We start from the raw sequence: 24,715 nt of genomic DNA on the forward strand, positions 1-24,715 counted from the left end.
CCCTACCTCAATTGCCGGAACGCATTGCCACCGTGGCGATGCCGGCGCCGACCAGCAGGGTGCCGCCGGTGCGGTTGAAGACGCGGATTGCCTTGGGATTGCGCACGACGTTGCGTGCGCGTGCCGCGATCAGCGCATAGCCGAAGGCGTTGGCGAAGGCGAGAGCCAGGAACGTCGTCTCGAAGATCAGCATCTGCGTCCAGAAATCGGCATGCCGGTCGAGGAACTGCGGCAGGAAGGCGACGAAGAAGGTGATGCTCTTCGGGTTGAGCGCGGTGACCAGCCAGGCATGTGCCATCATCTTGGCCGACGACACCGCATCGGTGCGCGGTTCGGCTTTCAGAGCGCCACCGGCGCGGAACAGTTTCACGCCGAGATAGATCAGATAGCCGGCGCCGATCAGCTTCAGGATGGTGAAGACGGTCGCCGAAGCGGCCAGCAGCGCGCCGACGCCCAGCATCGACAAGGTCATCGCGGTGAAGTCGCCCAGCGCCACGCCGACGGCCATCGGCAGTGCGGTGCGCCAGCCCTGGCCCAGCGCATAGGACACGACCAGAAGGATGGTGGGACCCGGAATGATGAGAAGGATCGTCGATGCGGCAGCGAAGGCGGCCCAGTTTTCGAAGGACATGCTCGTCTCCTTTGAGCGTAAAGAAGAGGATAAATCCTTGCGTCCGGGAGAATGTAAAGAGGCGATTTCCCTAATTTCGCCAACGGCAGACCGGCGTCAGTTCGCGCCGCTCAGCGTGCTCATTATTTCGGCCAGGCTGACACTGGCACCGAGAACGGTTGCCGCCGCGACAATGGCAGCGGCAAAAGCTTGATGTCGGTCTTTAAGGTCTTGCATATGGAGGCACCCGCTGACCCCTGAGCGATAGGAAACGCCGGCGGCGGGATCATGACCCGCCGAGGTCTTTTGTGCAGCAGGTCTCGGTCAACGGATCGCGCAGAAGGTCGATCGCCCATGGGCAATGCGCGAACTCAGGCTGTGCAAGGTCTTCACGCTTTATCAACCATGAATGATGAAAATGACTGCCATCCGGCCGGACCGTGCTTCCCGCCGACAGCGTGGGGTTTGGGTATATGCGCGAGTTGCCGCAAGGTCTGACGCCGCCGCAGAATGGCGACACAATCGAAGCCGATCATCGTCTTTCCCGCCGGGCTATCCTGTCCGGGGCAGGCGCGCTGGCGCTGCTTAGCGTCGCCGGCTGCTCGACCTCGGGCGGCAGCCTGCCGGCGCTGGAGCTCGACGACGTCTCCACCGGTTCGGTGCCGCCGATGCGGCCGGCGATCAGCGTCGACAAGAACGTCACCAGCCCCGGCGTGATGTATGCCGCACTGACGGATGGCGGCTTCAACGTCCCGCAAGTGCCGTATCTGAAGGTCAAGCCGGAATTCCGCCGCCAGATCGTCGTCGACACCACAGGCGAGGCGCCCGGGACCATCGTTGTCCATCTCAAGGAGCGCATGCTCTATCTCGTCCAGCCGGGTGGGGATGCCATCCGCTATGGCGTCGGCATCGGCAAGGACGGTTTCCGCTGGTCCGGCCGTGCCAACATCCAGTATGGCAGGGAATGGCCCACCTGGACGCCGCCGCCAGAGATGATCGCCCGCAAGCCCGAACTGGTGAAATGGCAGGCGGGCCAGCCCGGCGGCCTCACCAATCCGCTCGGCGCGCGCGCCCTCTACATCTATCAGAACGGCAAGGACACCGGCTATCGCATCCACGGTTCGCCCGAATGGTGGAGCATTGGCCAGGCGATGTCGTCGGGTTGCGTGCGTCTGATCAACCAGGACATCATCGACCTCTACAGCCGCGTCTCCAAGAAAAACCCGGTCGTCGTCGTCTGACACGCCGCCCGCCCCACTCTTCCGTTGCGCGATAGCGAAAGACAGGCGAATGTGCCTTCGAATTCATCGCTCGGGAGACGTCGGGAATGGCCGGAACTTTTGTCATCGCGCAGGGCGGCGGCCCAACCGCCGTCATCAACCAGACGGTGGTCGGGGCGACGCTGGAGATCCGCAAGCGGCATCCCGGTGCCAAGGTCCTCGGTTCCATCCACGGCGTGCGCGGCATCCGTGACGGCAACTATGTCGACCTTTCCACGATTCCCGAGGACCGGCTGCGGCTGATCGCCGGCACGCCAAGTGCCGCCCTTGGCTCGACCCGCGACAAGCCGGATGCCGCCTATTGTGAGGTCATCCTCAACGGATTGAAGAAGGCAGGCGCCGACGCCTTCATCTATATCGGCGGCAACGACACGTCGGGCACGCAGCAGATCCTGACCGATGCCGCGGGCGGCATGATCGCTTTCGTCCATGCGCCAAAAACCATCGACAATGACCTCGAGGAAAACGACCACACGCCGGGCTTCATTTCGGCGGCCGAGTTCGTGGCTGGTGCCTTTCTGTCTGTCGACCTCGATTTTCGCGCTCTGCCCGGCATCTATGTCGGCATCGTCATGGGCCGGCATGCCGGCTTCCTGACCGCAGCCGCGGCAGCATGGCAGGTTGACCCCGACAGCGGCCCGCATCTGGTCTATGTGCCGGAGCGCCCGTTCTCGGCCGCCGGCTTCATCGACGACGTGCGCGCCACGCTCGATCGCCACAAGCGCTGCATCGTCGCCGTTTCGGAAGGCGTCAGCACCGCCGACGGCAAAGCGCTGGTCGAAAGCCTGGTGCCGCCGGACAAGCTCGAGCGCGACGCGCATGGCAACGTCAAGCTGTCGGGCAGCGACCTGCCGGCCGCACTTGAGCGCGCGCTGGCCGAAGGCCTGCCCGGCAAGCGGGCCCGCGTCGACGCACTCGGCTACATGCCGCGCGGCTATGTCGGCGCCATCAGCGCGGTCGACGCGCAGGAGGCTTTCGATGCCGGCGCTTTCGCCGTCACCGTCGCTGAACAGGGCGGCGGCTCGGTGGCGCTGCAATTTGACGGCAGCAAAACGGTGCTGAAGAAGGTGCCGCTGAAGAACGTCGCCGGCAAGACCCGCCATATGCCGGACGATTTCATGAAGCCCGATGTCAATCAGCTGTCCGATGCCGGCATGGCTTATCTCAAGCGGCTGGTGCCGGAAAAATACAAGGTCGGGAAGCCGTTCGTCTGATGCCTGGCTCATACCTGATGCCTGGCTTTCACCTGATGCCGGGCCACAGCTGATGCCGGAGTGGTTCAGCAAAAGCATTGTCGACCACAAGACGACGATGCTGACCGAGCCGTTCGTGCATACCTATGTGCGTGCCAATATCTGGCATCTGCGCGGCCGAGATGCCGACCTTCTGGTCGACACCGGCATGGGTATCTGTCGGCTCGCGCCGGAGATCGACACGCCCGACGGCAAGCCGCTGCTGGTCGTCGCCACCCACATTCATCTCGACCATGTCGGCTCAATGCACGAATTTCCGTGGCGAGCAGGGCCAAGGCACAGCGCGGAGCAGTTCGCGAGCATGGATGAGGCGGCGACCTACGCCTACATGTTCCACGATCTCGACGGCGCCGTCTCGAAGCTGCCTGCGCCGGGCTGGAAGGCGGCCGACTACAAGATCCCGCCCGCACCGCTGACGCGAACCCTGGACGAGGGCGACATCGTCGATCTCGGTGACCGGCAATTCCGTGTGCTGCATCTGCCCGGCCATTCGCCGGATTCGATCGCGCTGTTCGACGAGGCCGATGGCCTTTTCTTCAGCGGTGACGCCATCTACGACGACACGCTGATCGACGACCTGCCGGATTCGGATCGATCGGCCTACATCAGTACGATGCAGCGCCTGCTCGACCTGCCGATCCGCGTCGGCCATGGCGGCCACGGACCGAGCTTCGACAGCAAGCGCATGCACGACATTGCCACTGCCTATCTCGGACGAACCGGCGGGATCTGAGCCCCCGGCGGGCAGGGAAGACTGGCCCGTCGCCTGACGACATCGTGACCGCCGTCACTCCGGAAATTAAATCTTCGTAAGGTGGCCCGGAATCCCTAAATCGGGCCAAGCTGCGCCCTAGATTCAGAGCTGTCGATCCGGTCCGGCTGCCGTGCCAGGCGAGACAGGCAATCGCGACGTTCGACACGCCGAATGGCCGGTCTTCCGCACAAGGAGACCTCCACGGCGACCGATCAACTCTCGCCCGGACAAACGACCATGTCAGACATAATTCGCAGACATCGCGTCGCGGCCTTGCTGGGCGCTGCGCTGATCGTATCCCCCTTCGTCATGTCTTTCGCCCAAAGCGAGGGCAACACCGTTCCGACGACCCAGACACCGGTCGCCGGCCTCACCGCTCCCAACGGCTCGTTCGCTCCCATCGTGGCGGCCGACAAGCCGGCGGTGGTAACGATCACCACTGTCACGAAGGCAGAGCCTGGAACGACGAGCGATGCCTCTCCGTTCGACGGCGGCTCGCCTTTCGACGACTATTTTCGTCAGTTCTTCGGTGACCAGGGCATGCCGATGCCCAAGACACCGCCACAACAGCAACCGCAGCGTGCCGAAGCACTGGGTTCCGGCTTCCTCGTGGGCGCGGATGGTATCATCGTCACCAACAATCACGTGATCGATGGTGCCACCTCGATCAAGGTTGCGCTCGATGACGGCACCGAACTCCCCGCCAAGCTGGTCGGCCGCGATGCCAAGAACGATCTCGCCGTCCTCAAGGTCAAGGCGGACAAACCCCTGCCAACCGTCAAATGGGGTGATTCCGACAAGCTCATGCCAGGCGACCAGGTATTGGCCTTCGGCAACCCGTTCGGCATCGGCACCACTGTCACCGCAGGCATCGTTTCGGCGCGCGGCCGCGATCTGCACAGCGGCCCGTTCGACGACTTCATCCAGATCGACGCCCCGATCAACCACGGCAATTCCGGCGGCCCGCTGATAGATGTCGCCGGCAATGTCGTCGGTATCAACGCGGCGATCTATTCGCCCAATGGCGGTAGCGTCGGCGTTGGCTTCGCCATCCCGTCCGACCAGGCCCGGAAGGTGGTCGCCAAGCTGATGAAGGACGGCTCGATCCAGTATGGCTATCTCGGCGTCGAGATCCAGCCGGTGACGGCGGATGTGGCGAGCGCAATTGGCCTCGATCATGCCGCCGGCGCGCTGGTTTCGCGGGTCAATGACGGTTCGCCCGCCGCCAGGGCCGGAGTCGAGGCCGGCGACGTCATCACCAGCTTTGCCGGACAGGATGTGAAGGATCCCAAGGACCTGTCGCGGGCGGTCGCCGATGTCGCGCCCGGCGCCAGAGAAACACTGAACATCTGGCGCAAGGGCAAGGCCGTGGATATTTCCGTCGATGTCGGGCGCAACACCGACGACGTGAAGACCGCGTCATTGGAAGACGGGTCCGGCGCGCCTGGCGTCGGGCAAGGCTCACGCGTCGCGGCGATCGGGCTTGGCCTGATGGACATCACCCCTGACATTCGCGAGCAGATGAATCTCGCCCACAATCAGCGCGGTGCGATCGTTGCCAGCGTCAATCCCGACAAGGCTGCCGCGGCTTCCGGAATCCAGGCAGGTGACATCATCGTCGCCGTCAATCAGGTGCCGGTGAAGAGCGCCAGGCAGGTCACCCAGGCGATTGCCCAGGCTGGCAAGTCCGGCAAGAAGTCGGTGCTGTTGCTGGTCGAGCGGGACGGAGGCCAGATCTATGTCGCGGTGCCGTTCGCCAATGGCTGACGCGAGGCGCTGAACTGAATGCAAAGCCGGCAGGCTCGCCGGGCCTGCCGGCTTTGTGCGCCAAGATTTCAGTTGCCCGCAGCGGCATCATCGAGAAAACTGCGACAGGTTGATGGATGCCTGCCGCAGAGGAATTACCGCGATGGTCACCCGAGGTTTCTCTTCAGGACGGCGCCCGCCAACCGATGACGATGCGCGCATACCGCCCGGCCAATATCTCGAACAGGGTTTTCCGGTACTGTCGGCCGGTCCGACGCCGCGCGTGCGCACGGAGGATTGGTCGTTCACGTTGAAGCATGCGCCACGGCCGATCAAGAAGTGGAACTGGGCTGAATTCAACGCGCTGCCGTTGACCAAGATGACACGCGACATCCATTGCGTGACCGCGTGGACCAAGTTCGACACGCCGTGGCAGGGCGTGCTGGTCGACGATATCCTTGCCGACGCGGGTTTGGAGCCGCCGACCGGCTTCACGCTGGCGCACGCGTTCGACGGGTACACCACCAATGTGCCGGTAAAGGATCTTACCGGCGGCAAGGCCATGGTGGCGCTGCTCTACGAAGGCGAGCCGATTGCGCCGGACCATGGCGGCCCGGCAAGGCTGCTGGTGCCGCACCTCTATTTCTGGAAGTCTGCCAAATGGCTGAACGGCCTGCAATTCACGACGCGCGACGAACCCGGTTTCTGGGAATTGCGCGGCTATCACATCTATGGTGATCCATGGCGCGAACAGCGCTATACGGGCGATCCATGAGCGCTGTGGCAGCAGTGCAATCGCCCTGGCAGACGGCCGGGATCGTCCGCATCGAAAAACGCACGCCGCGTGTTACCAGCTTCTTTTTCCGGCCATCGCGGCCGTTTGCCTACCGCGCCGGGCAACATGTCGATGTCAGGCTGACGGCACCGGATGGTTACCAGGCGCGTCGCTCCTACTCCATTGCCTCCGCGCCCGAGACGGTTGGCGCGATCGAACTGGCGATCGAGAAGCTCGACGATGGCGAGGTTTCGCCCTTCTTCCACGAGGTCGCGGCGATTGGTGACGAAATCGAACTTCGCGGACCGCTCGGCGGGCATTTCGTCTGGCCAGAAGATGTGGGCGGACCGCTTGTGCTTGTCGGCGGCGGTTCCGGCGTCGTGCCCTTGATGTCGATGGCTCGCCATCGCGCCGCGCGCAATTCGACAGTGCCCGTCGTTCTGGTCTTTTCAGCCCGGATCTGGGACGAAGTGATCTTTCGCGACGAACTGATCGCCCTCGACGACCGCAGGGACGGGTTCGACCTAGTGCTGACACTGACACGCGAAGCCGCCCGGCGCCCGGCCGATTATGCGCGGCGGGTGGACGTCGCGATGATGGCGCAAGCAATGGCGCGGCTGCCCGAGCCGCCTGGTCTCGCCTTTGTCTGCGGCTCCAACGCGTTTGTATCAGTCGCCGCCCAGGCGCTGATTGATGCCGGCGTTGCAGCGGGAAACATTCGCACCGAGCGCTACGGAGTTTGAATGGACGTTGTTAACGCATGTGGTCTTGGCGCTGACAGTTCGTGAAAGATGGTATTGCCACGAGGATGAAGATGGCCACTCCTGTTACGGCAAAGGGACAAGTGACCATTCCCAAACCGGTCCGCGATCTCCTTGGAATCGTCCCGGGCAGCAGAGTGGATTTCCGACGCGCTGCCGATGGCAGCGTGGTGCTGCCTCGCGTTGACAAAGAGCCGCCTGCGAGCCGCTTCGCCAAGTTGTGCGGCCATGCCGGCGAGGAGCTCACGACCGACGCGATCATGGCACTGACGCGTGGCGAAGCGTGACGCTGGTCGACACCATGTTCTGCTCGACCTCGTTACGGACGATCCGACCTGGGCGGACTGGTCGGTTGCACAGCTCGAGGCAGCGAGCCTCGATGGACCATTGTTGATCAATGATGCGGTCTATGCCGAGCTTGCTGTTCGCTACATCAGCGTCGAGGATCTCGACGCATTTCTGGATGCGACCGGCCTCGAAATGGCTCCGATGCCAAGAGCAGCTCATTTCCTGGCCGGGAAGGTATTTACACAGTACCGCCGATCAGGAGGATCCAGGATTGGCGTGTTGCCCGACTACTTCATTGGCGCCCATGCCGCGGTCGCTCAGCTTCCGCTTCTGACCCGCGATGTCGGTCGATACCGGACCTATTTCCCGTCTTTGAGACTGATCACTCCGGACTCCTGAAATGGCACCAACCGCCGGTCACGCCTCGATTTCGAGCGCCGAAAGCGGTTTTGAGCAACAGGCAAGGATAAAACCGTCGTCGATTTCATGATCGAGGATGCCGCCATTGTGGCTCATCTCGACGTCGCCCGCGACCTTTTTCACCTTGCAGGTGCCGCACAGGCCGAACTCGCATGCAGCGGGAATCCGCACGCCTGAGGCCCGCGCGGTCTGCAGGACGGTTTGGCCGGCGACGCAGTCGGCATCGACATCCGAAAGCGAGAATCGGATCGGTGTCACGGCTTCGATCGGGGCGACGGCGTCGTCTCCCGCCGGCAAAGCGAACGGCGCCGGGATCTCCTCCACGGCCGGCGCCGCAAAGCTCTCCTGATGGTATTTCGTCATGTCGAAGCCGGCGGAGTCCAGCATGCCGCGCACGGCGCGCATGAAAGGATCGGGGCCGCAGCAGAAGATTTCGCGCTCGCGGAAATCGGGCGCCAGCAGCGGCAGCCTGATGGCGTCGATGCGGCCCATATGGCCGAACCAGCCCTCTCGGCTCGAACGCTCCTCGATCATGAAACCGAGCGACAAGCCCGGCATACGGCTGCCGAGCAGTTCGAGCTCCTTGCGGAAAATGATCTCTTCCGGGCGGCGCGCGCAATTGACGAAGCCGACATCGGTCCATGGCGCACAGTCGTTCAGCCAGCGCAGCATCGACATCATCGGCGTCACGCCCGAACCGGCCGAAATGAACAGATATTTAGCCGCCGGGTGACTGTGCAGCGAAAAATCGCCGGTCGGCCCATAGGCCTTGACGTGCGAGCCGGGCGTCAGATGGTCAAACATCCATCGCGTGCCGGTGCTGCCGGCTTGCGCCTTCACCGTCACTGCGATCGAGAACGGCCGCGATGGCGAGGACGACAGCGTATAGGTGCGCATCAGCGGCCCGTCCGCGGTCGGCAGTTCCAACGTCACGAACTGGCCCGGCTTGTAGCGGAACCAGGTCTGGTTGTCGGAGCGGAAGGTGAAGGTCTTGACGTCAGGCGCTTCGTCGCTGACGCCGATCACCTCCAGCACCTGCAGCCTGTCGTTCCAGGGCGTCATCTGGTCGAGATGGCGATAGAGGCCAAGATCCGTCATCGCATTCATCCTCTCTTGTCCCTCATGTCTTGTGCATGTGATGCAACTAGGCGACGCTGCGCAGCGCCGGCCTTCCGCCTTCGGCGAGGCGCGGGCCGATGAACGACGCGTACCATTCGACGAACTGGATCACGCCGCCCTCATGCAGCTCCGAATAGGGGCCCGGTTCATAGGCGGGCGACAGGATGCCGAGGGCGTTTTCCTCAACGATGCGGCGGTCCTGGTCGTTGGTTTCGGTCCACACATGGGTAAGGTCTTCGATGGTGTAGTCGACACCCTCGACCGCGTCCTTGTGCACCAGCCATTTCGTCGTCACCGCCGTTTCCGTGGCGCTGATCGGCACCACCCGGAACGTCACCGCGTGATCGATGAGGATATGGTTCCATGTCGTCGGATAGTGATAGTGCATCAAGGTGCCGATGCGGTCGGCGGAGACAGCGTCGGAGAGGTTCTTCTTCACCGCCAGTTTGCCGGTCATGGTGTAGCTGACGGCATCGCGCAGCAGCGGCGCGCGGGTGGCGCGATACTGCCCGGCCGGATCGATGCGGAACTTGCTCGGCAGGCCTGATGCCTCGCATTTGGCCCAATGCGCGACCATTTCGGGGTCGCTGTCGGCGCCGTTGACGCCGGTCACGGTCGGAGCCTCGGGGAAGGTCTTGCACAACTCGGGATGATTGGCGACGCAGTGATAGCACTCGCGGTTGTTTTCCCAGACCAACTTCCAGTTGCCCTTCTCGATGATCGTGCTCTCGAAGGCGACCTTTGCTTCCCGCAACCGGTGCGGCAGCAGATAAGGTTCGATCATCGCCCGCATCGGCGCGAAATCCGCTGGCTCCTTGGCCAGGCAGATGAAGATATAGCCGCCGACGCTCTCGCAGGCGACCGGCTTCAGACCGAACTCACTCTTGTCGAAACCGTCGGCCATCTGACGGGCGAACAGCAGGCGGCCGTCGAGCTCATAGGTCCACTGGTGATAGGGGCAGACGAGCTTTGCCGCAGTACCCTTGTCGGTGTTGCAGACGCGACTGCCGCGATGGCGGCAGGAATTGTGGAAGGCGTTGATCTTGCCTTGCTGGTCACGGACAAGAACAACCGGATAGTCGCCGATCTGCACAGTAATGTAGCTGCCCGGCTTCGGCAGCTCGCAATCATGGCCGATGAACAGCCAATCGCGATACCAGATCAGCTCCATGTCCAGCTTGAAGTAGTCTGGATCGGTGTAGAAGGGCTGCTCTAGCGAAAAGCCTTGCCGACGGCTGTTCAAGCGCCTCAGCATGTCGTTGCGAATATCCATGTCCTGTCCTCGTTATCTAAGGACTGAACTGGTGGTGACGGAGGAAGGATTGGACGCAGGCCGGCGAGGCGCCGGGCATGCACTATCCACCTCTTGATCGCCCACCGCGATCAGTCGAGTCTAGAAATCTCGGGCTGGTTTCCGGGCTTTGGAGTTGTCCTTGCGGACGATCGCGACACCTTCCCAGGCAGTTGCCCAGTGGTCTCCCGTTGCGACTTGAACTCCACCACCGTTGCGGGGGCAGCGCCGGATTTTGACCGGCTTCCCAATTCTCCGCCCCGTCGTCACGAAGCGGCACCTGAGATGGCATGATCTAACCACGATCGCTGGCGCGTCATCGGCATGAAAACGACATCGTATCCATGCGGCGCGACACGCGTGCGAAACGTTCGGGTTGGCGATTGCCGGGCTGAAATCCTATCTCTTCGGCAGCCATCGCCACTTGCAATCTCCTCGAAAGCCGACCCCTTGCCGGCGGCCAAAAAGGCTAACGGTTTCGAAAAGTGACTATTAGCTGATTCTAAAATCGAACCGAACGGTTCGTTTCTGTTGACGGTGCGTGCAGGACGTTGTGAACGCCGGGCCTTGGCAACAGTTGGTGATCCAGCGGACGGTTTTGCTTAAACCATTGAAAAATAGAAATAATAAGTAGCGTGTGGAAGCCCTTGGCACAATTTCAAGTAGCGGATTCATGGTCCACACGGAACAACTTCGTGATTGGAAAAGGCGAGGATGCCCTCCCACATCGGGGCTGTCCGAACGACGCGATTTCATTTCCAAGACACGCCGCTAGACGGACGAAAAGAAGATACTGGAGTACAAAAAATGAAAAAGATCATTCTCACTGCCGCCGCCGTTCTGGCCATTTCCGGCAGCGCCTTCGCTAATGGCAGCGACCACTACGGTTCGAACACCCCGGCAGCCACTGCCGTCGACAGCTCGTACACCGCTTCGGTCAAGAAGTCCGAACCGGCTGCTCAGACGCCTGCCCAGGGCAGCGACCGTAACCTCTTCGGCCACTAACAACCAATTCCCAGTTGACGGCGGGTTCGCCCGCCATCCTGGCGAAATCCAGAAAATTCAGGAGACTTGAAATGAAGAAGATCATTCTTGCTACCGCCGCCGTTCTGGCCATCTCGGGTAGCGCTTTCGCCGCTAGCGACAACTATGGTTCGAACGGCGCCAACCAGCCTGCCACCACCGCCGTCGACAACTCGTACACGGCTTCCGTCAAGAAGTCGGAGCCGGCCACGCAGGCGCCTGTCAACCATGGCAGCGACCGCAACCTGTTCGGCAACAACTAACATCCGATCAAAACCAACATCCGACAGCGATGCTGCGGGTTAACCCGCAGCATCGAATTCGAGAATACGGAGTGTCAAAAATGAAAAAGATTGTTCTTACTGCCGCCGCTCTTCTGATTGCCGCCGGCAGCGCCTATGCCCGCAACGACAACGTTGGTGGCACCGATATCAACAAGCTGGCGACCTCCAACGTCGACACCACGCCGACGTCTTCGGTGCGCGACACCGGTTCGCCGGTCTACAAGCTGCTCAATTCGTCGGGCGACGTACCGAAGTCCGCCCCTCAGGGCAGCGACCGGAATCTCTTCGGCCGCTAACAGCCGAAGCTGATCTCCAAACAAGAGCGGCGGGCAGGCCCGCCGCTCTTGTTTTTGCAACGTGCAGTCTCATCATGGAACCTCAGGCCGCCTTAGCCTCTGCTTCGTGAAGCGCGAAGGACCGCCCATCCGTGTCGAAGATATGCAGGTCTTCGGCATTGGCGCTCAGCCGCAATGTCGAGCCGCGCTTGACCTCGACATTGCCGGGCAGCTTGGTCACCAGTGGCAGATCGGCGCGGCCGATGTCGACATAGACAAGCTGGACCTCGCCGAGCTGCTCGACATAGTCGACCGTCCCTTCGAACAGATAGTCCGCACCGCTGGCAATGATCAGGTCCTCCGGCCGCACGCCAAAGCTCACCGCGGCGCCCTTTGCCGAAGCAGGGGTCGTGATCGGCACGGTTGCCTTGCGCCCGCCGACATGGCTGACGACAGTCGGGTTTCCGGTCCTTTCGATGGTCGCCGGCAGGATGTTCATGGCCGGCGAGCCGATGAACTGGGCAACGAACAGATTGCCGGGCTTCTTGTAGAGATCCATAGGCGTGCCGACCTGCTCGATATGGCCTTCCTTGAGCACAACGATGCGGTCGGCCAGCGTCATCGCCTCGACCTGGTCATGGGTGACGTAGATCATGGTCGTGGCGGGCATCGATTCCTTGAGCTTGGCGATTTCGATGCGGGTGGCGACGCGAAGTGCGGCGTCAAGGTTCGACAGCGGCTCGTCAAACAGGAACACCTTCGGATTGCGCACGATGGCGCGGCCAATGGCGACGCGCTGGCGCTGTCCGCCCGACATCGCCTTGGGCAAGCGGTCGAGATATTTCGTCAACTGCAGGATTTCCGCCGCCTGGCGTACGCGCCGGTCGATCTCGGCCTTGTTCTCCTTCCCGATCTTCATCGAGAACGCCATGTTGTCGTAGACGGTCATGTGCGGGTACAGCGCGTAGGACTGGAACACCATGGCGATGCCCCGCTTCGACGGCGGCACGTCGTTCACGACCTCGCCGGCTATTCTGAGCTCGCCGGAGGTGATTTCCTCGAGCCCGGCGATCGACCTCAGCAATGTCGACTTGCCGCAGCCCGACGGACCGACAAAGACGATAAATTCGCCCGACTTGATATCGAGGTCGATGCCGTGGAGAATGTTCAGATTGCCGTAGGACTTCTTCACTTGCCTTAGCGTGACATCGGCCATTGGTTTGCTCCAGTGATTTGAAATTCAGTCGACGCGCCCGAACCAGGCGCCGTAGCCGCCAAGCTCGATGGAACCGCTGCTTGCCTGCCCCGAAAATCCGTGCCCGGGCAAAGGTTGCAGCGATCGGCTGCCAAGGTCAACCTTGGTTGGCCCGGCTCCCAGATTGAAGACGCAGACGACCTGCTCGTTGCCTGCGCGCCGGGTGAAGGCGACGGTGTCACCCTCGCTTTCGATGAAGGTGATGTCACCCTTGACAAGCGCCGGATGGGCACGCCGGAACGTGAGAAAGCGACGATAGTGCTCAAGCAGCGAATTCTCGTCGCCCTGCTGGACATTGACCGCTTGCGACAGATGCTTGGTCGGCACCGGTAGCCAGGGCTTTGCCGGCGAAAATCCGCCATTCTTGGCGCTGCCGTCCCACACCATCGGCGTGCGGCAGCCGTCGCGGCCTTTGAATTCCGGCCAGAAGCGGATGCCGTAGGGGTCCTGCAAGTCCTCGAAGCGCAGCTCTGCTTCGCCGAGCCCAAGCTCTTCGCCTTGATAGATGCAGACCGAACCGCGCAACGACATCAGCAGAGCCGAGATGACCTTGAGGTAGGCGGTCGGATCGGCTTCGCCAGCCGCCCAACGCGAGGCCGGGCGCATCACGTCGTGGTTGGAGAAGGCCCAGCACGACCAGCCGTCGCTGGCGACCTTGCCGAAGGATTCCAGCACCGAGCGGACCTTGGCCGCACTGATCTTTTCCGGCGCCAGGAAGTCGAACGAGTAGCACATGTGCACGCGCTTGCCGCCGGCCGTGTAGGCAGCCACCACGTCCAGTCCACGCTGCGAATCGCCGACCTCGCCGACCGCGGCGGTTGCCGGATATTCGTCGAGCAGCGCGCGGAAGCGCTCGAGGAAGCCGAGGTTCTCAGGGCGGCTCTTGTCGTAGAGATGATCCTGGTAGTTGTAGGGGTTGACCGCTGGTGCGGTCTGGTCGTTGCGCTCTTCCGGCGGCAGCGGCGGATTGTTTTCCAGGCCCTGGCTGTGGAAGTAAAAATTGATGGTGTCGAGCCGAAAACCGTCGACGCCACGCTCCAGCCAGAAGCGGGTGACGTCCAGCAACGCATCCTGGACTTGGCGGTTGTGGAAGTTGAGGTCGGGCTGCTCGGCCAGGAAATTATGCAGGTAATATTGCTGGCGGCTGGTGTCCCATTGCCAGGCCGAGCCGCCGAAGATCGACAGCCAATTATTGGGTGGCGTGCCGTCCGGCCTGGCGTCCGCCCAGACGTACCAGTCGGCCTTCGGGTTGGTGCGGCTCGACCGGCTTTCCTTGAACCATGGGTGATTGTCGGCGGTGTGCGACAGCACCTCGTCGATCATCACCTTCAAGCCAAGCCTGTGTGCCTCGACGGTCAGCGCGTCGAAGTCGGCCAGCGTGCCGAACATCGGATCGACGTCGCAATAATCGGTGACATCGTACCCGAAATCCTTCATCGGCGATTTGAAGAACGGCGAAATCCAGATGGCGTCCGCACCGAGTGCCGCAATGTAGGGCAGGCGGCCGATGATCCCCTTGAGGTCGCCGATACCGTCGCCGTTCGAGTCCTGGTAGCTGCGCGGATAGATCTGGTAGATCACAGCACCCCGCCACCAGTCGCGATCGATGGCGAGGTCAGGTTTCGAGCTGGCCTTCAAAGCGGATCGCATCGTTTCAGCCTCCTTTCACCGAGCCGGCAAGCAGCCCGCGGACAAAATAGCGCTGCAGTGAAAAGAACACGATCAGCGGCACGATTATGGTCACGAAAGCCGATGTCGTCAGAATCTCCCAGTCGCCGCCGCGTGAGCCCAACAGCGCATTGAGCTTGGCGGTCAGCACGATCTGGTCTGCCTCTGTACCCAGGAAAACCATCGCCACCAGCAGATCGTTCCATACCCATAGGAACTGGAAGATGGCAAACGAAGCCAGCACGGGGAACGACAGCGGCAAGACGATCTTGACGAAGATCTCGAAATCGCTCGCGCCGTCGATACGCGCCGATTCCATGATTTCGCGTGGCAGGCCGGCAATGTAGCTGCGCAGCAAGTAGATGGCGAAGGGCAAGCCGAAGCCGGTATGCGCCAGCCAGATGCCGAGATAGGTTTTCGACGGCATGCCGAAGAAAGCGCCGACGCCGTTGTAGAGTTTAAGGAGCGGGATCAGCGACATCTGCAGCGGCACCACCAGCAGGCCGATGATGACCGCGATCAGCAACGCCCGGCCGGGAAACCGCATCCAGGCCAGCGCATAGGCGGCAAAGGCGGCGATCAGGATCGGTATGACGGTCGACGGGATGGTGACGGTCAGCGAATTCATGAACGACCGCCCGATGCCCTCGGAAAACAAGACTGTCTTGTAGTTCTCGGTGGTGAATTTCGGAGGCGCCGACGAGGCATAGTAGACGCGCTGGCCGCGATCGCCTTCGAATGCTTTGGGCGACTGCATGACGAAGCTGCCGTCCTCATTCAGCTGCAAGGTCACGCCATCGCCGAGATCGGCCGGAGTGCTAGCGGGATATTGCGTTGGCGCCGCCGATTTGACACCGAAGGCGCTGATGTTGCGCTTGGCACCGTCGCCGAAGATGTTGCCCTCGAGAACGAACTTGCCGTCCTTTTCGACTTGCGTCGAGGCGGCCGGCAGCCGGCCGGCTTCGGTCTGAGTGGAACTGGCGAACGAATTCCACCAGCCAGAGGCGATGATCTGGTTCTTATCGCGCAGCGACGAGACCAGGATGCCGAGCGTCGGTATGGTCCAGATCGCGACGAAGACAAGCACGGCGATGTGGACGCCGAAGCGGCTGGCGAAGGAATTTCCGGTCGCAACGGCCATCTCAATGTCCTCCCGTCTCTTTGTTCGCCTGGCGGATGTTCCAGACCATGATCGGAATGACCGCGATCATGATGATGATGGCGATGGTGGCGCCGCGGCCGAAATCGCCGCCGCCACGGAACATCCAGTCGAACATCAAATTGGCCAGGACCTGGCTGTTCCACTGGCCGTTGGTCATGGTCAGCACGATGTCGAACACTTTGAGCACCAGGATGGTGATGGTGGTCCAGACGACGGCGATGGTGCCCCATATCTGCGGCACCATGATCTTCCAGAAGATCTGGAATGGATTGGCGCCGTCGATGACGGCGGCTTCCAGTGTTTCTTCGGGAATGCCGCGCAGGGCGGAAGACAGGATCACCATGGCAAAGCCGGTCTGGATCCAGATCAGGATCACCATCAGGAAGAAATTGTTCCAGAACGGCAGTGATATCCAGACCTGCGGCTGACCGCCGAAATGCTGGATGACGGAGTTGAGGATGCCGATCTGGGTCTGACCCTCGCCGCGATACTCGTAGATGAATTTCCAGATCACGCTGGCGCCGACGAAGGAGATCGCCAGCGGCAGGAAGATCAGGCTCTTGGCGATCGTGCCCCACCAGATCTTGTCGGTGAGCACGGCGATGATCAGCCCGAGGAAGGTGCAGGCGGCCGGCACCACCGCCAGCCAGACGATGTTGTTGAGGATCGAGTTGCGGAACTCGCGATCTCCAAAGGCCCATTCATAATTGGCCAGGCCGACGAAATTGACGCCGCCGCGATCGAGGAACGACAGCCGCAGCGTCTCGACCACCGGATAGATCAGATAGATGGTCAGGATGATCATCGCCGGACCGACGAACAGCCACGGCCGGACCAGCCCTTGCCGGCGCAGATTGTCGATAGCGGCGGCGCCAGCGACGCCGCGCGATGGAAATATCAGGTCGACCAGTTTGTTGGCGCCCCAGAAATAGGCGACGCAACCGCCGACCCCGACGATGATGACGAATATGGCCGAGAAAATCTGAGCCGCCATGGGTCCCTCCCCCTGCGCATCACTAGCCAAGGCCGAACGGTCAGGGCGATTAGATGCGCCGATTCAGTTGTTCAGAGCGCTATCGCCAGGCAAGACAGGTCTTCCTCTTTGCCGGTCGCGCTTCATGCCGGATGTCTGTGTGCTCATGATAGTCGCCGCGGCACGGGCCGCAGGTTGGATCCGGGCCCCCAGGGTCCGGATCCAGTCAGGATCGATAGGTCAAAACGTCCAGCCGAACAATCGGCGGCTTGCCTACTTTATGGCGTCCCAGCTTTTCTGAATGTCGGTGGCGACATCCTGAGCGGACTTGCCGCCGACCAGGTCGATCATGCCGGTCCAGAAGGCGCCGGCGCCGATCTTGCCGGGCATCAGGTCGGAGCCGTCGAAGCGGAAAGTCGAGGCGTTGGCGAGGATGTCGCCCTGCTTCTTCAGCGCGTCGCTGGCATAGGCCCCCTTGTTGACCGACTTGAGCGGCGTCACGAAACCGCCTTCGGCCATCCAGATCTCATGGGCGAGCGGCATCTTCAGGAATTCGATGAAAGCGCGGGCACTCTTGCTGTCTTTCGTGATCATCGCCAGCGTACCGGCACCGAGCACGGGCGTGCCCAGTTCAGGCTTGGAGGCATAGGGCGGGAAGTAGAAGAAGTCCGCGTCCTGGCCAATCTTGGTGCCTTCCGGGAAGAAGGTCGGGATGAACGACGCCTGGTGGTGCAGGTAGCATTTCGGCGGCACTGAGAAGAGGCCCTTCGGGCTGTCGCGGAAATCGGTCGCCGCAACTGCCTTGGCACCGCCATCGACCATCTTGTCGTCGGTCGCGATCTTGCCGAAGATGTCGATGGCGCTGACCACTGCCGGGTCGTTGAACGGGATCTCGTTCTTAACCCATTTGTCGTAGACTTCCGGCGGCTGGGTGCGCAGCATCAGGTCTTCGACCCAGTCGGTCGCCGGCCAGCCGGTGGCGCCGCCGGAGCCGAGGCCGATGCACCACGGTTTGCCGCCGTCGGCGATGATCTTCTTTTCGAGATCGGCGAGCTCTTCCTGCGTCTTCGGCACCTTGTAGCCGGCTTCCTCGAAATTGTCCGGCGAGTACCAGACCAGCGATTTCACGTCGGCCTTGTAGGGGAAGGCGAAGAAGCCCGGCTTGCCGTCCTTGTCCTTGAACGTGCCGAGATCGACCCATGACTGGCCGGCGCCGTAATTGTCCTTGACCCATTTGGCGGTGTCGTCGCCGAGCGGCGTCAACAGGCCCTTCGATGCGAGATCCTGGATCAGGCCTGGCTGCGGCAGCACGGCGATGTTCGGCGGGCTGCCGGCCTGCGTGTCGATGACGATCTGCTGTTCGTAATTCTCCGAGGAGGAGTATTTGATCTCGACGCCAGTGGCTTCCGAGAAATAATCGAGAACGCCGCGCACCAGGCCTTCGTCCTCACCGCGCCACGGTCCGAAGATCGACAGCGTCTCACCCTTGAGGTCGACTTTCTTGAGCTCTTCGTAGTTCGCCCAGTTGAAGCGCTTGTCCTCACCCGGCTTGAATTTCAGTTCGGCATGCGCGGGCGCGTTCAGGGCGAGCGTGGCAAACGCGGCACCCAGCAAAAGCATTTTCTTCATCGGTATTCCTCCCAGTGGATCATACACACCGGACGGAACCTCCATTCCGCCCGCCGACGCCGCAGGACTGTGACTCAGTCAGAAAGGAACCGCAACCTTTCGAAGAGTCTTCCAAAGCGCTTTGGCCTTTTTGATCTCGCCATTGAATCGGCCGGAAGTCAAGAGGCAGCTGGGCTAATCGATTTAATCTGACGCGTTTGCGGCCTGAAAAGTGCGCTGCAACATGCTTTTATGGCAGTGCAGCAGCAATTTTTGTTTCAAACACCTCTGAACCACGCTTATGGTCCGATGTCGAATGGCCCAAGCCCGACGGCACTTGGGTCGATTCAATTTAAAAGCGCTTTGAGGGAGATGGAGAGTTTTCGTGAACCTCAAGCAGCTTGCCCATATGCTGGCACTGTCGCAGACTACGGTAAGCCGCGCGCTGAATGGCTATCCTGAGGTCAACGAGGAAACGCGAAGGCGTGTCATGGACGCCGCCAAGCGCCACGGCTACCGCCCCAATCCCAGCGCGCGCCGGCTGGCGACCGGCAAGACCGGGATGATCGGCTATGTCCTGCCGACCGGTGCATCCGTCGACATCGATCCGCATTTCGTCGAGTTCCTGTCCGGCCTAGGCGATTATGCCCGCTCGCACGAGCTCGATCTGGTGCTGTCGCCGGCCGACGCCGACGATCAGGAGACGACCTACCGGCGCATTGTCGCCAACCGCCAGGTCGACGCCGTCTACATCTCCTCGCCGAGGCCCGCCGACCGGCGCGTGGCGCTGGTCAACACGCTCGGCATACCCTTCATCGTTCATGGCCGCAGTGAAGGCTTCGATTTCGACTATGCCTTTACCGACATCGACAATGAAGGCGCCTTCCGCGAGGCGGCGAGGCTGCTGATCCAGCTCGGCCACCGGCGGCTGGCGCTGATCAATGGCGACAACCGCGAGACCTTTGCCATCCATCGCGAACGCGGCGTGCGCCGGGCGCTGGCCGCGAGCGGACTGGAACTGGACGAACGCCATGTCTGCTCGGTGGTCATGACCGAAGAGAACGGATATCGCGCCACCAGGCGTTTGCTGGAAGAGGGCGATGCGCCGACGGCGATCGCCTGCTCCAGCCTGATCATGGCGCTGGGCGTCGTGCGTGCGGTGCGCGACCTCGGCTTGAGCATTCCGGGCGACGTGTCACTGATCGCCCATGACGACGTCTTCCCCTGGCTGCGGCCGGAGAATTTTTCGGTGCCGCTGTCGACGACGCGTTCATCCATCCGCCTCGCCGGCGCCCGCGTCGCCGAGCGGCTGGCGGCCCGGATTTCGGGGCTGGAAGAGGGCGCCCGCGGCGAAGTCTGGCCCGTCGACCTGGTGGTCAGGGGATCGGTAGCCGGCGCGCCTGGCTAGAGGTCGAAAAACGCAGCGACCGAGTTGGCCCCACTCCGGTCGTTCGGTCGAATTTGATGCTTTCGCAAAAGCCGATGAGCTCTGACCGCTCGAGGAAGGCAAGCCATTGCCTGCGACCTTCGCGAAGTACCAAAGCTGCCTAATTGATCATCCGCCGTTTCAATATTTCTAGTCTGGCATCGGCACTTCGAAATTTTCAGATGGCTTTAAGATTGCATCCCTTGACCAATCTCACGCCATCCCCTATATAATTGAGTGTCTACTCACTCAGTATCGTTGGACAGAAATATGGCGCGTCCCCTCAGTGAAGAAAAGCGACAGGCGCTGCTGGATGCAGCGGCCGAATTCGTCGCCAGCCTGGGCACAGGCGCGTCCACGGCCAAGATCGCAAAGGCTGCAGGCGTTTCCGAGGGAACGCTGTTCACCTACTTTTCAACCAAGGACGATCTGCTCAACCAGCTCTTTCTCGAGATCGAGGCCGACCTCACAGAGACGATGCTGGCGCCATATCCGGCGGACGCCTCCGCCAAAGACCTGCTATTCGCGGTGTGGAACCGTCTGATTGACTGGGGACTGGCTCACGCCACAGCGCGCAAGGCCCTTCGCCAGTTGAAGGTGTCGGATCGCGTCACAGCGGAAAGCCGGAACCGGTGCCACGCCATGCAGCGGGATGCGCGGATGATGGTGGAGGAGTGTCTCGCCGGCCATGCGGCGCCTGACAGGATCGCCTTCTACATCGATACCATTCTTTTCGATCTGGCGGACATCAGCATCAACGCGGTCACGGCCAAACCTTGGGAAAGTGACGCCATCCGGCGGGCCGGGTTCGACCTGTTCTGGAAGGGGTCTGCCGCCTGAATTTTTAACCCATAAATGAGTATGTAATTACTCACCTATAAGGAGCGAAAATGTCTAATAGCAAGGGTTTCATCGAAGCCGACGTCCCCAAGCAGACGGGAAAAAGCTTCATCGTCACAGGCGCCAACGCGGGCGTCGGGTTCGAAATCGTGCGGGTGCTTGCCGCCAGGGGCGCGCGCGTCCTGCTTGGCTGCCGCGAGCAGACCCGGGCGCAGGATGCCATCGCGCGGATCAAGCGGATCACGCCCAACGCCGATCTCGTCTGGTTGCCGCTCGACCTCGGTGACCTGGACAGCGTTCGCACCGCAGCCGAGATCGCCGCGAAGGAGCCACGGATCGATGCGCTCATCAACAATGCCGGGATCATGAACCCGCCGCTGACGCGCACGAAGCAGGGGTTCGAATCGCAGTTCGGCGTCAATCATCTCGGCGTGTTCGCGCTCACCTCGCTGCTCCTGCCTAAGCTGGCGGAGACGCCGGGAGCGCGGGTGGTCGTAACCTCGAGCGTCGCGCATCTGAAGGCCAAGATCGACTGGGACGACCTCAATGCCGACAAGAGCTACATCAAGGCCGATCGCTACGGCGCCAGCAAGCTGGCGAACGCGCTGTTCTTCTTCGAACTGGATCGTCGCCTGCGCGCGGCGAAGTCGCCCGTCACAGCCATCGGCGTGCACCCTGGCATCGCCGCCACAAGTCTTGGCCGTCACATGGGGCTGATCCAGATCGTCGGCCCAGCCGTCGGCCTATTGCTCAACAGCGCCGACAAGGGCGCCTGGCCGGCACTTCTGGCTGCGACCGGCCAGGTGAAGCCCGGAGGCTATTACGGTCCCACCGGCTTTGGCGGAATCCGCGGTGCAGCCTGCGAAGCAAAGCGCTCGCCCCATGCCGAAGATCCAGCGCTCGCGAAGCGGCTGTGGGAGGCCTCAGTGGCGATGACCGGCATCGACCCACGCTTGCCGGCCGCCTGATCTCATCACGACGTGGCAAGAGCGGTTTATCGACCCACGCTGGCGCCCGAGACTGCTTTCCAGTGGAAACGCCGAAAAGCAGACCTTCGGCTTTCCACCATCTCGGCCATTGGGGCAACCATCTGATTGAGTTTCGACATGCATAAAAGCAGAAGCTTTTAAGCGTTAGACCTATTCCTTCGCCGCCGCCGCCTTGATGTCCAGCAGCCCGTAGCCGAAATCATTGTCGCGCCCCTTGGGGCCGAGGTCTCTTGCCGTAGCCCCGAGCGCCTTTTCGATATCGTCGGCCGAGCGATCGGGCGCGGCGTGGATGAGATTGGCAATGGCGCCGCTGACGATCGCCGCCGCGAACGAGGTGCCGGTGACCACATCCGAGCCGGCGCCGCTCGGCGCCACCATCTCGACGCCAGGCGCCGAGATGAAAACATAGGCGCCGCGATTGGCCTGCGGCATCAGCCCGTCCTTGGCGTCGGTGGCAGTCACGGCGATGACGCCGTCGAAAGCGGCCGGATAGCCATAGGGTGCTTTCGGACCGTTATTGCCGGCGGCGGCGACCAGCACCACGCCCAGCGCTCGGGCATTGCGGCAGGCGACGCCGAGCAGGTCGTTCTTCGGCCCGACGAAGCTCATGTTGATGATGCGCACGTCCTGGTCCGCCGCCCAGTCGAGCGCCGCAAGGATCACATCCATGGTCGACTTGCCGCCCTCGAAGGCGCGGGCATGGTAGATCCTGGCACCCGGCGCCATGCCCTCCAGCGCGCCGACACCGGCGATCAGGCCGTCGACCGACGTGCCGTGGTCGCGCTTTTCGATCGGCACGCCCGGCATGGCGTCGAACTGTTCGGCGATGACGCCAGCCAGCGCCGGATTGGTGTCGTCGATGCCGGTGTCGATCACAGCGATGCGGACGTTTTCGCCACTGGCCTGTTTGGAATCAAGCGCGATGCGCTCGAAGGCATAGTTGACGATGCTGGCGGCCTGTTGCAACGAATAGACATGGTTGGGCTCGCGCCGCTGGGTGCGGCCGTCGGCGGCCAGTTGCGCCAGCACGACGCCGACGGGCCGGCCGTCGGGAATCCCAAAACGCACCAGCGTGGTGCCAAGCAGCCGCGACTGGCGCTGCGAGCGCACCTGGAGGCCGAAGGAAGCGGCGATCTGCTGCACGGCCCCGGCATCGCCGTCGACCGTCACCAGCACCTCGTCCGGCACGAAATCGCCGACCACCGCGCGCGGCGGCTGAACGGCGACGAGATCGGTCGGAGAGACGATCGGGCCGCCAGGCGGAGGGCTGGCCTGACTACCGGCGGGAGGTGTCGCCGAAGCCGGCCGCGGCGTCGGCATCGGTGCCGGGGGCGCCACCGGGTTGGGAAACAGGTCTACGATCAGAGCTGGCAAGAACACCGCGCCGGCCTGCGCTGCATCCGTCGCGCTCTTCGCGTCACCCTTGGCGCAGTCGGCTCCTGCCGCATTGGCCCCGTTGCGGCAGTCGATTTTCGTGGGGTCAGGCTTCGCGCTGGTCTGCGCCGACGCAGGCACGGCGGCGATTGTCACCGCCGACGCAAGCATGGCCGCAAATCGAATGACCGCCTCAGCCGCCATCAACCGGCTTCCTTCCCTCGATCAAAGTCTGCGTGAAAGGCTGGGCGGCAATAAGGCCGATTTGCCTTGTGTAATCGGCAGCGGTCGTCGCGGGAATGCCAAGCCGGAAGACGCCGTCGGCGGTCGGCCCGCCGATAATCTTCAGCCCGTTGCTGCCGAGAAAGCCAGAAATATCCGACATCTTCGCATCCGGCTTGAACTTGACCAGGGCGAACGGCATTTTCGCCAGATCGTCTTGCGCGCCGGCTATCTCGAAATCACTGCCCTTGCCGCCCGGCTCGACAAACGACTGCACCATGATCAGGGCCAGCAGAACCGCGGCCGCGGCCCAGGCGACGCCGACCGGCACCGCCATGAAGCGGCCCCAGGCCTGCGCCAGCCAGGACGATCCTGCCGGCGCTCGCGCCGGTCCGGCCTCGGCATCGAGCGCCCTGGCGAAGCGGCTCAGCGCATCGGCCGGCGGACGGATCGCTTCGTTGGCGGCCGCCGTGCCGGAGAATTCGGCTTCCGCCTCGCCAAGGGCGGCAAGTGCCGCCGGATCGCTGGCCAGCCATTCCTCGACGGCTTCCAGGTCCGAGCCTTCCAGCGAGCCGTTCAGATAGAACGGCAGCAGCATTTCCATTTCGTCGCGGCGCGACATTTTTTCAGCGGCGCTCATGGCCACCCCCTGTCGTAACCGGCGGCCTTGAGGGCCTCACCGAGTTTCTTGCGGGCGTAAAACATCCGGGTCTTGACGGTCGCGACCGGAATGTCGAGCACCTCGCCGATCTCGCTCACCGACTGTCCATGATAATAGGCAAGATCGATCACCACGCGGTGCTCTTCCGGCAAGGCGTCGACGAAGCGGCGCAAGGCGGCAGCCTTGTCTTCCTTCATGGTGACGACTTCCGGCGTGTCGGCACTGTCGGGCACCGCGGCAGCGGCCTCGTCGTCGATCCAGGCTTCCTTCTTCTTGCGCAGCAAGGACAGCGCCTTGAAACGGGCGATGCCTAGCAGCCATGTCGAGACTTCGGAGCGTCCCTCGAAACTTGGCGCCTGGCGCCATAGCTCGAGGAACACTTCATTGGCGATATCGTCGGCCATCATTTCCGATCCCGTCTGGCGCGCCACGAAACGGTAGACCCGCGCGTGGTGGCGCATGAACAGGAGCCGCACGGCGGCACGGTCGCCCTTCGCGACCCGGTCGACAAGCGCGCGATCGGTCTCCGTCGATGCCGTCATGGCCGGTCGAGCCGCCTGGCTCCTGTCTGCTCTGTCGCTGATCGGCCCAAAAAGGTTCATCCTCCGCCAAGGAATTTCGGAGGCTAGCCGAAGAGCGAGGCGGTTGCCAGAGCATC

The 24,715-nt window shown here is 62.4% G+C and carries 24 protein-coding genes, 1 pseudogene and 1 riboswitch; of the genes and pseudogenes, 14 read left to right on the forward strand and 11 right to left on the reverse strand.

Annotated features, from left to right (window positions below; genetic code table 11):
- Positions 1 to 7: 7 nt before the first annotated feature.
- A complete protein-coding gene (locus tag NKJ01_RS07500; protein WP_352727164.1) occupies positions 8 to 631 on the reverse strand; it encodes a LysE family translocator in 624 nt (207 codons plus the stop codon).
- Between the two features lie 452 nt (positions 632 to 1,083).
- Between NKJ01_RS07500 and NKJ01_RS07505 the strand changes: the two genes are divergently transcribed.
- The 8 genes and pseudogenes from NKJ01_RS07505 to NKJ01_RS07540 all read left to right on the forward strand — a co-directional run bounded on the left by NKJ01_RS07505 (position 1,084) and on the right by NKJ01_RS07540 (position 7,866).
- Positions 1,084 to 1,851, forward strand: a complete 768-nt coding sequence (locus NKJ01_RS07505; protein WP_352727166.1) for a L,D-transpeptidase — start codon at positions 1,084 to 1,086, stop codon at positions 1,849 to 1,851.
- A gap of 86 nt (positions 1,852 to 1,937) precedes the next feature.
- A complete protein-coding gene (locus NKJ01_RS07510; protein WP_352727168.1) occupies positions 1,938 to 3,104 on the forward strand; it encodes a diphosphate--fructose-6-phosphate 1-phosphotransferase in 1,167 nt (388 codons plus the stop codon).
- 52 nt (positions 3,105 to 3,156) lie between these two features.
- Entirely contained in the window at positions 3,157 to 3,876 is a 720-nt protein-coding gene (locus NKJ01_RS07515; RefSeq protein WP_352727170.1) for an MBL fold metallo-hydrolase, read from the forward strand.
- A 258-nt stretch (positions 3,877 to 4,134) separates the two neighbouring features.
- Positions 4,135 to 5,664: a DegQ family serine endoprotease gene (locus tag NKJ01_RS07520; protein ID WP_352727172.1), complete on the forward strand. Its 1,530-nt coding sequence runs from the start codon at positions 4,135 to 4,137 to the stop codon at positions 5,662 to 5,664.
- Between the two features lie 142 nt (positions 5,665 to 5,806).
- Positions 5,807 to 6,418, forward strand: a complete 612-nt coding sequence (locus NKJ01_RS07525) for a molybdopterin-dependent oxidoreductase (RefSeq protein ID WP_352727174.1) — start codon at positions 5,807 to 5,809, stop codon at positions 6,416 to 6,418.
- Positions 6,415 to 7,161, forward strand: a complete 747-nt coding sequence (locus NKJ01_RS07530) for an FAD-binding oxidoreductase (protein ID WP_352727176.1) — start codon at positions 6,415 to 6,417, stop codon at positions 7,159 to 7,161. The genes NKJ01_RS07525 and NKJ01_RS07530 overlap by 4 nt, the downstream gene beginning before the upstream one ends.
- Positions 7,162 to 7,232: 71 nt before the next feature.
- Positions 7,233 to 7,466 (forward strand): AbrB/MazE/SpoVT family DNA-binding domain-containing protein, encoded by a 234-nt coding sequence (locus tag NKJ01_RS07535; RefSeq protein WP_352603216.1) that lies wholly within the window; start codon positions 7,233 to 7,235, stop codon positions 7,464 to 7,466.
- Positions 7,463 to 7,866: pseudogene (locus NKJ01_RS07540) on the forward strand (type II toxin-antitoxin system VapC family toxin). The gene NKJ01_RS07535 and the pseudogene NKJ01_RS07540 overlap by 4 nt, the downstream one beginning before the upstream one ends.
- Before the next feature lie 18 nt (positions 7,867 to 7,884).
- Here the strand turns inward: NKJ01_RS07540 and NKJ01_RS07545 are convergent.
- Together NKJ01_RS07545 and NKJ01_RS07550 are read right to left on the reverse strand one after the other, a co-directional pair.
- Positions 7,885 to 8,985, reverse strand: coding sequence for an FAD-binding oxidoreductase (locus NKJ01_RS07545; protein ID WP_023761189.1), 1,101 nt, complete (start codon positions 8,983 to 8,985; stop codon positions 7,885 to 7,887).
- Positions 8,986 to 9,031: 46 nt separating this feature from the next.
- Positions 9,032 to 10,279 carry an aromatic ring-hydroxylating oxygenase subunit alpha gene (locus tag NKJ01_RS07550; RefSeq protein WP_352727178.1) on the reverse strand — a complete coding sequence of 416 codons (1,248 nt, stop codon included), beginning with the start codon at positions 10,277 to 10,279 and terminating at the stop codon, positions 9,032 to 9,034.
- Between the two features lie 115 nt (positions 10,280 to 10,394).
- Positions 10,395 to 10,596, reverse strand: a riboswitch (cobalamin riboswitch).
- 508 nt (positions 10,597 to 11,104) lie between these two features.
- On the opposite strand from NKJ01_RS07550, the gene NKJ01_RS07555 reads away from it, so the two are divergent.
- From NKJ01_RS07555 to NKJ01_RS07565, 3 genes are all read left to right on the forward strand, one after another.
- Positions 11,105 to 11,302 (forward strand): DUF680 domain-containing protein, encoded by a 198-nt coding sequence (locus NKJ01_RS07555; protein ID WP_352727180.1) that lies wholly within the window; start codon positions 11,105 to 11,107, stop codon positions 11,300 to 11,302.
- A 71-nt stretch (positions 11,303 to 11,373) separates the two neighbouring features.
- Positions 11,374 to 11,583, forward strand: a complete 210-nt coding sequence (locus NKJ01_RS07560) for a DUF680 domain-containing protein (protein ID WP_352727182.1) — start codon at positions 11,374 to 11,376, stop codon at positions 11,581 to 11,583.
- An 80-nt stretch (positions 11,584 to 11,663) separates the two neighbouring features.
- Positions 11,664 to 11,900, forward strand: coding sequence for a DUF680 domain-containing protein (locus NKJ01_RS07565; protein WP_352603220.1), 237 nt, complete (start codon positions 11,664 to 11,666; stop codon positions 11,898 to 11,900).
- An 82-nt stretch (positions 11,901 to 11,982) separates the two neighbouring features.
- Here NKJ01_RS07565 and NKJ01_RS07570 read toward each other — a convergent pair whose 3' ends face one another.
- The 5 genes from NKJ01_RS07570 to NKJ01_RS07590 all read right to left on the reverse strand — a co-directional run bounded on the left by NKJ01_RS07570 (position 11,983) and on the right by NKJ01_RS07590 (position 18,566).
- A complete protein-coding gene (locus tag NKJ01_RS07570; RefSeq protein WP_352603222.1) occupies positions 11,983 to 13,095 on the reverse strand; it encodes an ABC transporter ATP-binding protein in 1,113 nt (370 codons plus the stop codon).
- 24 nt (positions 13,096 to 13,119) lie between these two features.
- Positions 13,120 to 14,784 (reverse strand): beta-galactosidase BglA, encoded by a 1,665-nt coding sequence (gene bglA, locus NKJ01_RS07575; protein WP_352727184.1) that lies wholly within the window; start codon positions 14,782 to 14,784, stop codon positions 13,120 to 13,122.
- 4 nt (positions 14,785 to 14,788) lie between these two features.
- On the reverse strand, positions 14,789 to 15,943 hold the full coding sequence (locus NKJ01_RS07580) for a carbohydrate ABC transporter permease (RefSeq protein ID WP_352727186.1): 1,155 nt from the start codon (positions 15,941 to 15,943) through the stop codon (positions 14,789 to 14,791).
- 1 nt (position 15,944) lies between these two features.
- Positions 15,945 to 16,958, reverse strand: a complete 1,014-nt coding sequence (locus tag NKJ01_RS07585; protein WP_352727188.1) for a carbohydrate ABC transporter permease — start codon at positions 16,956 to 16,958, stop codon at positions 15,945 to 15,947.
- Between the two features lie 252 nt (positions 16,959 to 17,210).
- A complete protein-coding gene (locus tag NKJ01_RS07590) occupies positions 17,211 to 18,566 on the reverse strand; it encodes an ABC transporter substrate-binding protein (protein WP_352727190.1) in 1,356 nt (451 codons plus the stop codon).
- A gap of 364 nt (positions 18,567 to 18,930) precedes the next feature.
- Between NKJ01_RS07590 and NKJ01_RS07595 the strand changes: the two genes are divergently transcribed.
- From NKJ01_RS07595 to NKJ01_RS07605, 3 genes are all read left to right on the forward strand, one after another.
- Complete coding sequence (locus tag NKJ01_RS07595; RefSeq protein ID WP_023761199.1) at positions 18,931 to 19,953, forward strand: LacI family DNA-binding transcriptional regulator; 1,023 nt, start codon at positions 18,931 to 18,933, stop codon at positions 19,951 to 19,953.
- Positions 19,954 to 20,241: 288 nt separating this feature from the next.
- On the forward strand, positions 20,242 to 20,811 hold the full coding sequence (locus NKJ01_RS07600; RefSeq protein WP_352727191.1) for a TetR/AcrR family transcriptional regulator: 570 nt from the start codon (positions 20,242 to 20,244) through the stop codon (positions 20,809 to 20,811).
- Positions 20,812 to 20,861: 50 nt separating this feature from the next.
- Positions 20,862 to 21,779 (forward strand): oxidoreductase, encoded by a 918-nt coding sequence (locus NKJ01_RS07605; RefSeq protein ID WP_352727193.1) that lies wholly within the window; start codon positions 20,862 to 20,864, stop codon positions 21,777 to 21,779.
- Between the two features lie 171 nt (positions 21,780 to 21,950).
- Here the strand turns inward: NKJ01_RS07605 and NKJ01_RS07610 are convergent, their stop codons facing one another.
- Genes NKJ01_RS07610 through NKJ01_RS07620 form a run of 3 tightly spaced genes read right to left on the reverse strand, consistent with a single transcriptional unit; the run spans position 21,951 to position 24,599 of the window.
- Positions 21,951 to 23,378 (reverse strand): S8 family serine peptidase, encoded by a 1,428-nt coding sequence (locus NKJ01_RS07610; RefSeq protein ID WP_352727195.1) that lies wholly within the window; start codon positions 23,376 to 23,378, stop codon positions 21,951 to 21,953.
- Positions 23,368 to 24,036, reverse strand: a complete 669-nt coding sequence (locus NKJ01_RS07615) for an anti-sigma factor (RefSeq protein ID WP_352727197.1) — start codon at positions 24,034 to 24,036, stop codon at positions 23,368 to 23,370. Before NKJ01_RS07615 ends, NKJ01_RS07610 begins: the two co-directional genes overlap by 11 nt.
- Positions 24,033 to 24,599 carry a sigma-70 family RNA polymerase sigma factor gene (locus tag NKJ01_RS07620; RefSeq protein ID WP_352727198.1) on the reverse strand — a complete coding sequence of 189 codons (567 nt, stop codon included), beginning with the start codon at positions 24,597 to 24,599 and terminating at the stop codon, positions 24,033 to 24,035. The genes NKJ01_RS07615 and NKJ01_RS07620 overlap by 4 nt, the downstream gene beginning before the upstream one ends.
- Positions 24,600 to 24,715 lie beyond the last annotated feature (116 nt).

Source organism: Mesorhizobium sp. M0276, assembly GCF_040321755.1.
In the GTDB taxonomy this organism is placed as follows: domain Bacteria; phylum Pseudomonadota; class Alphaproteobacteria; order Rhizobiales; family Rhizobiaceae; genus Mesorhizobium.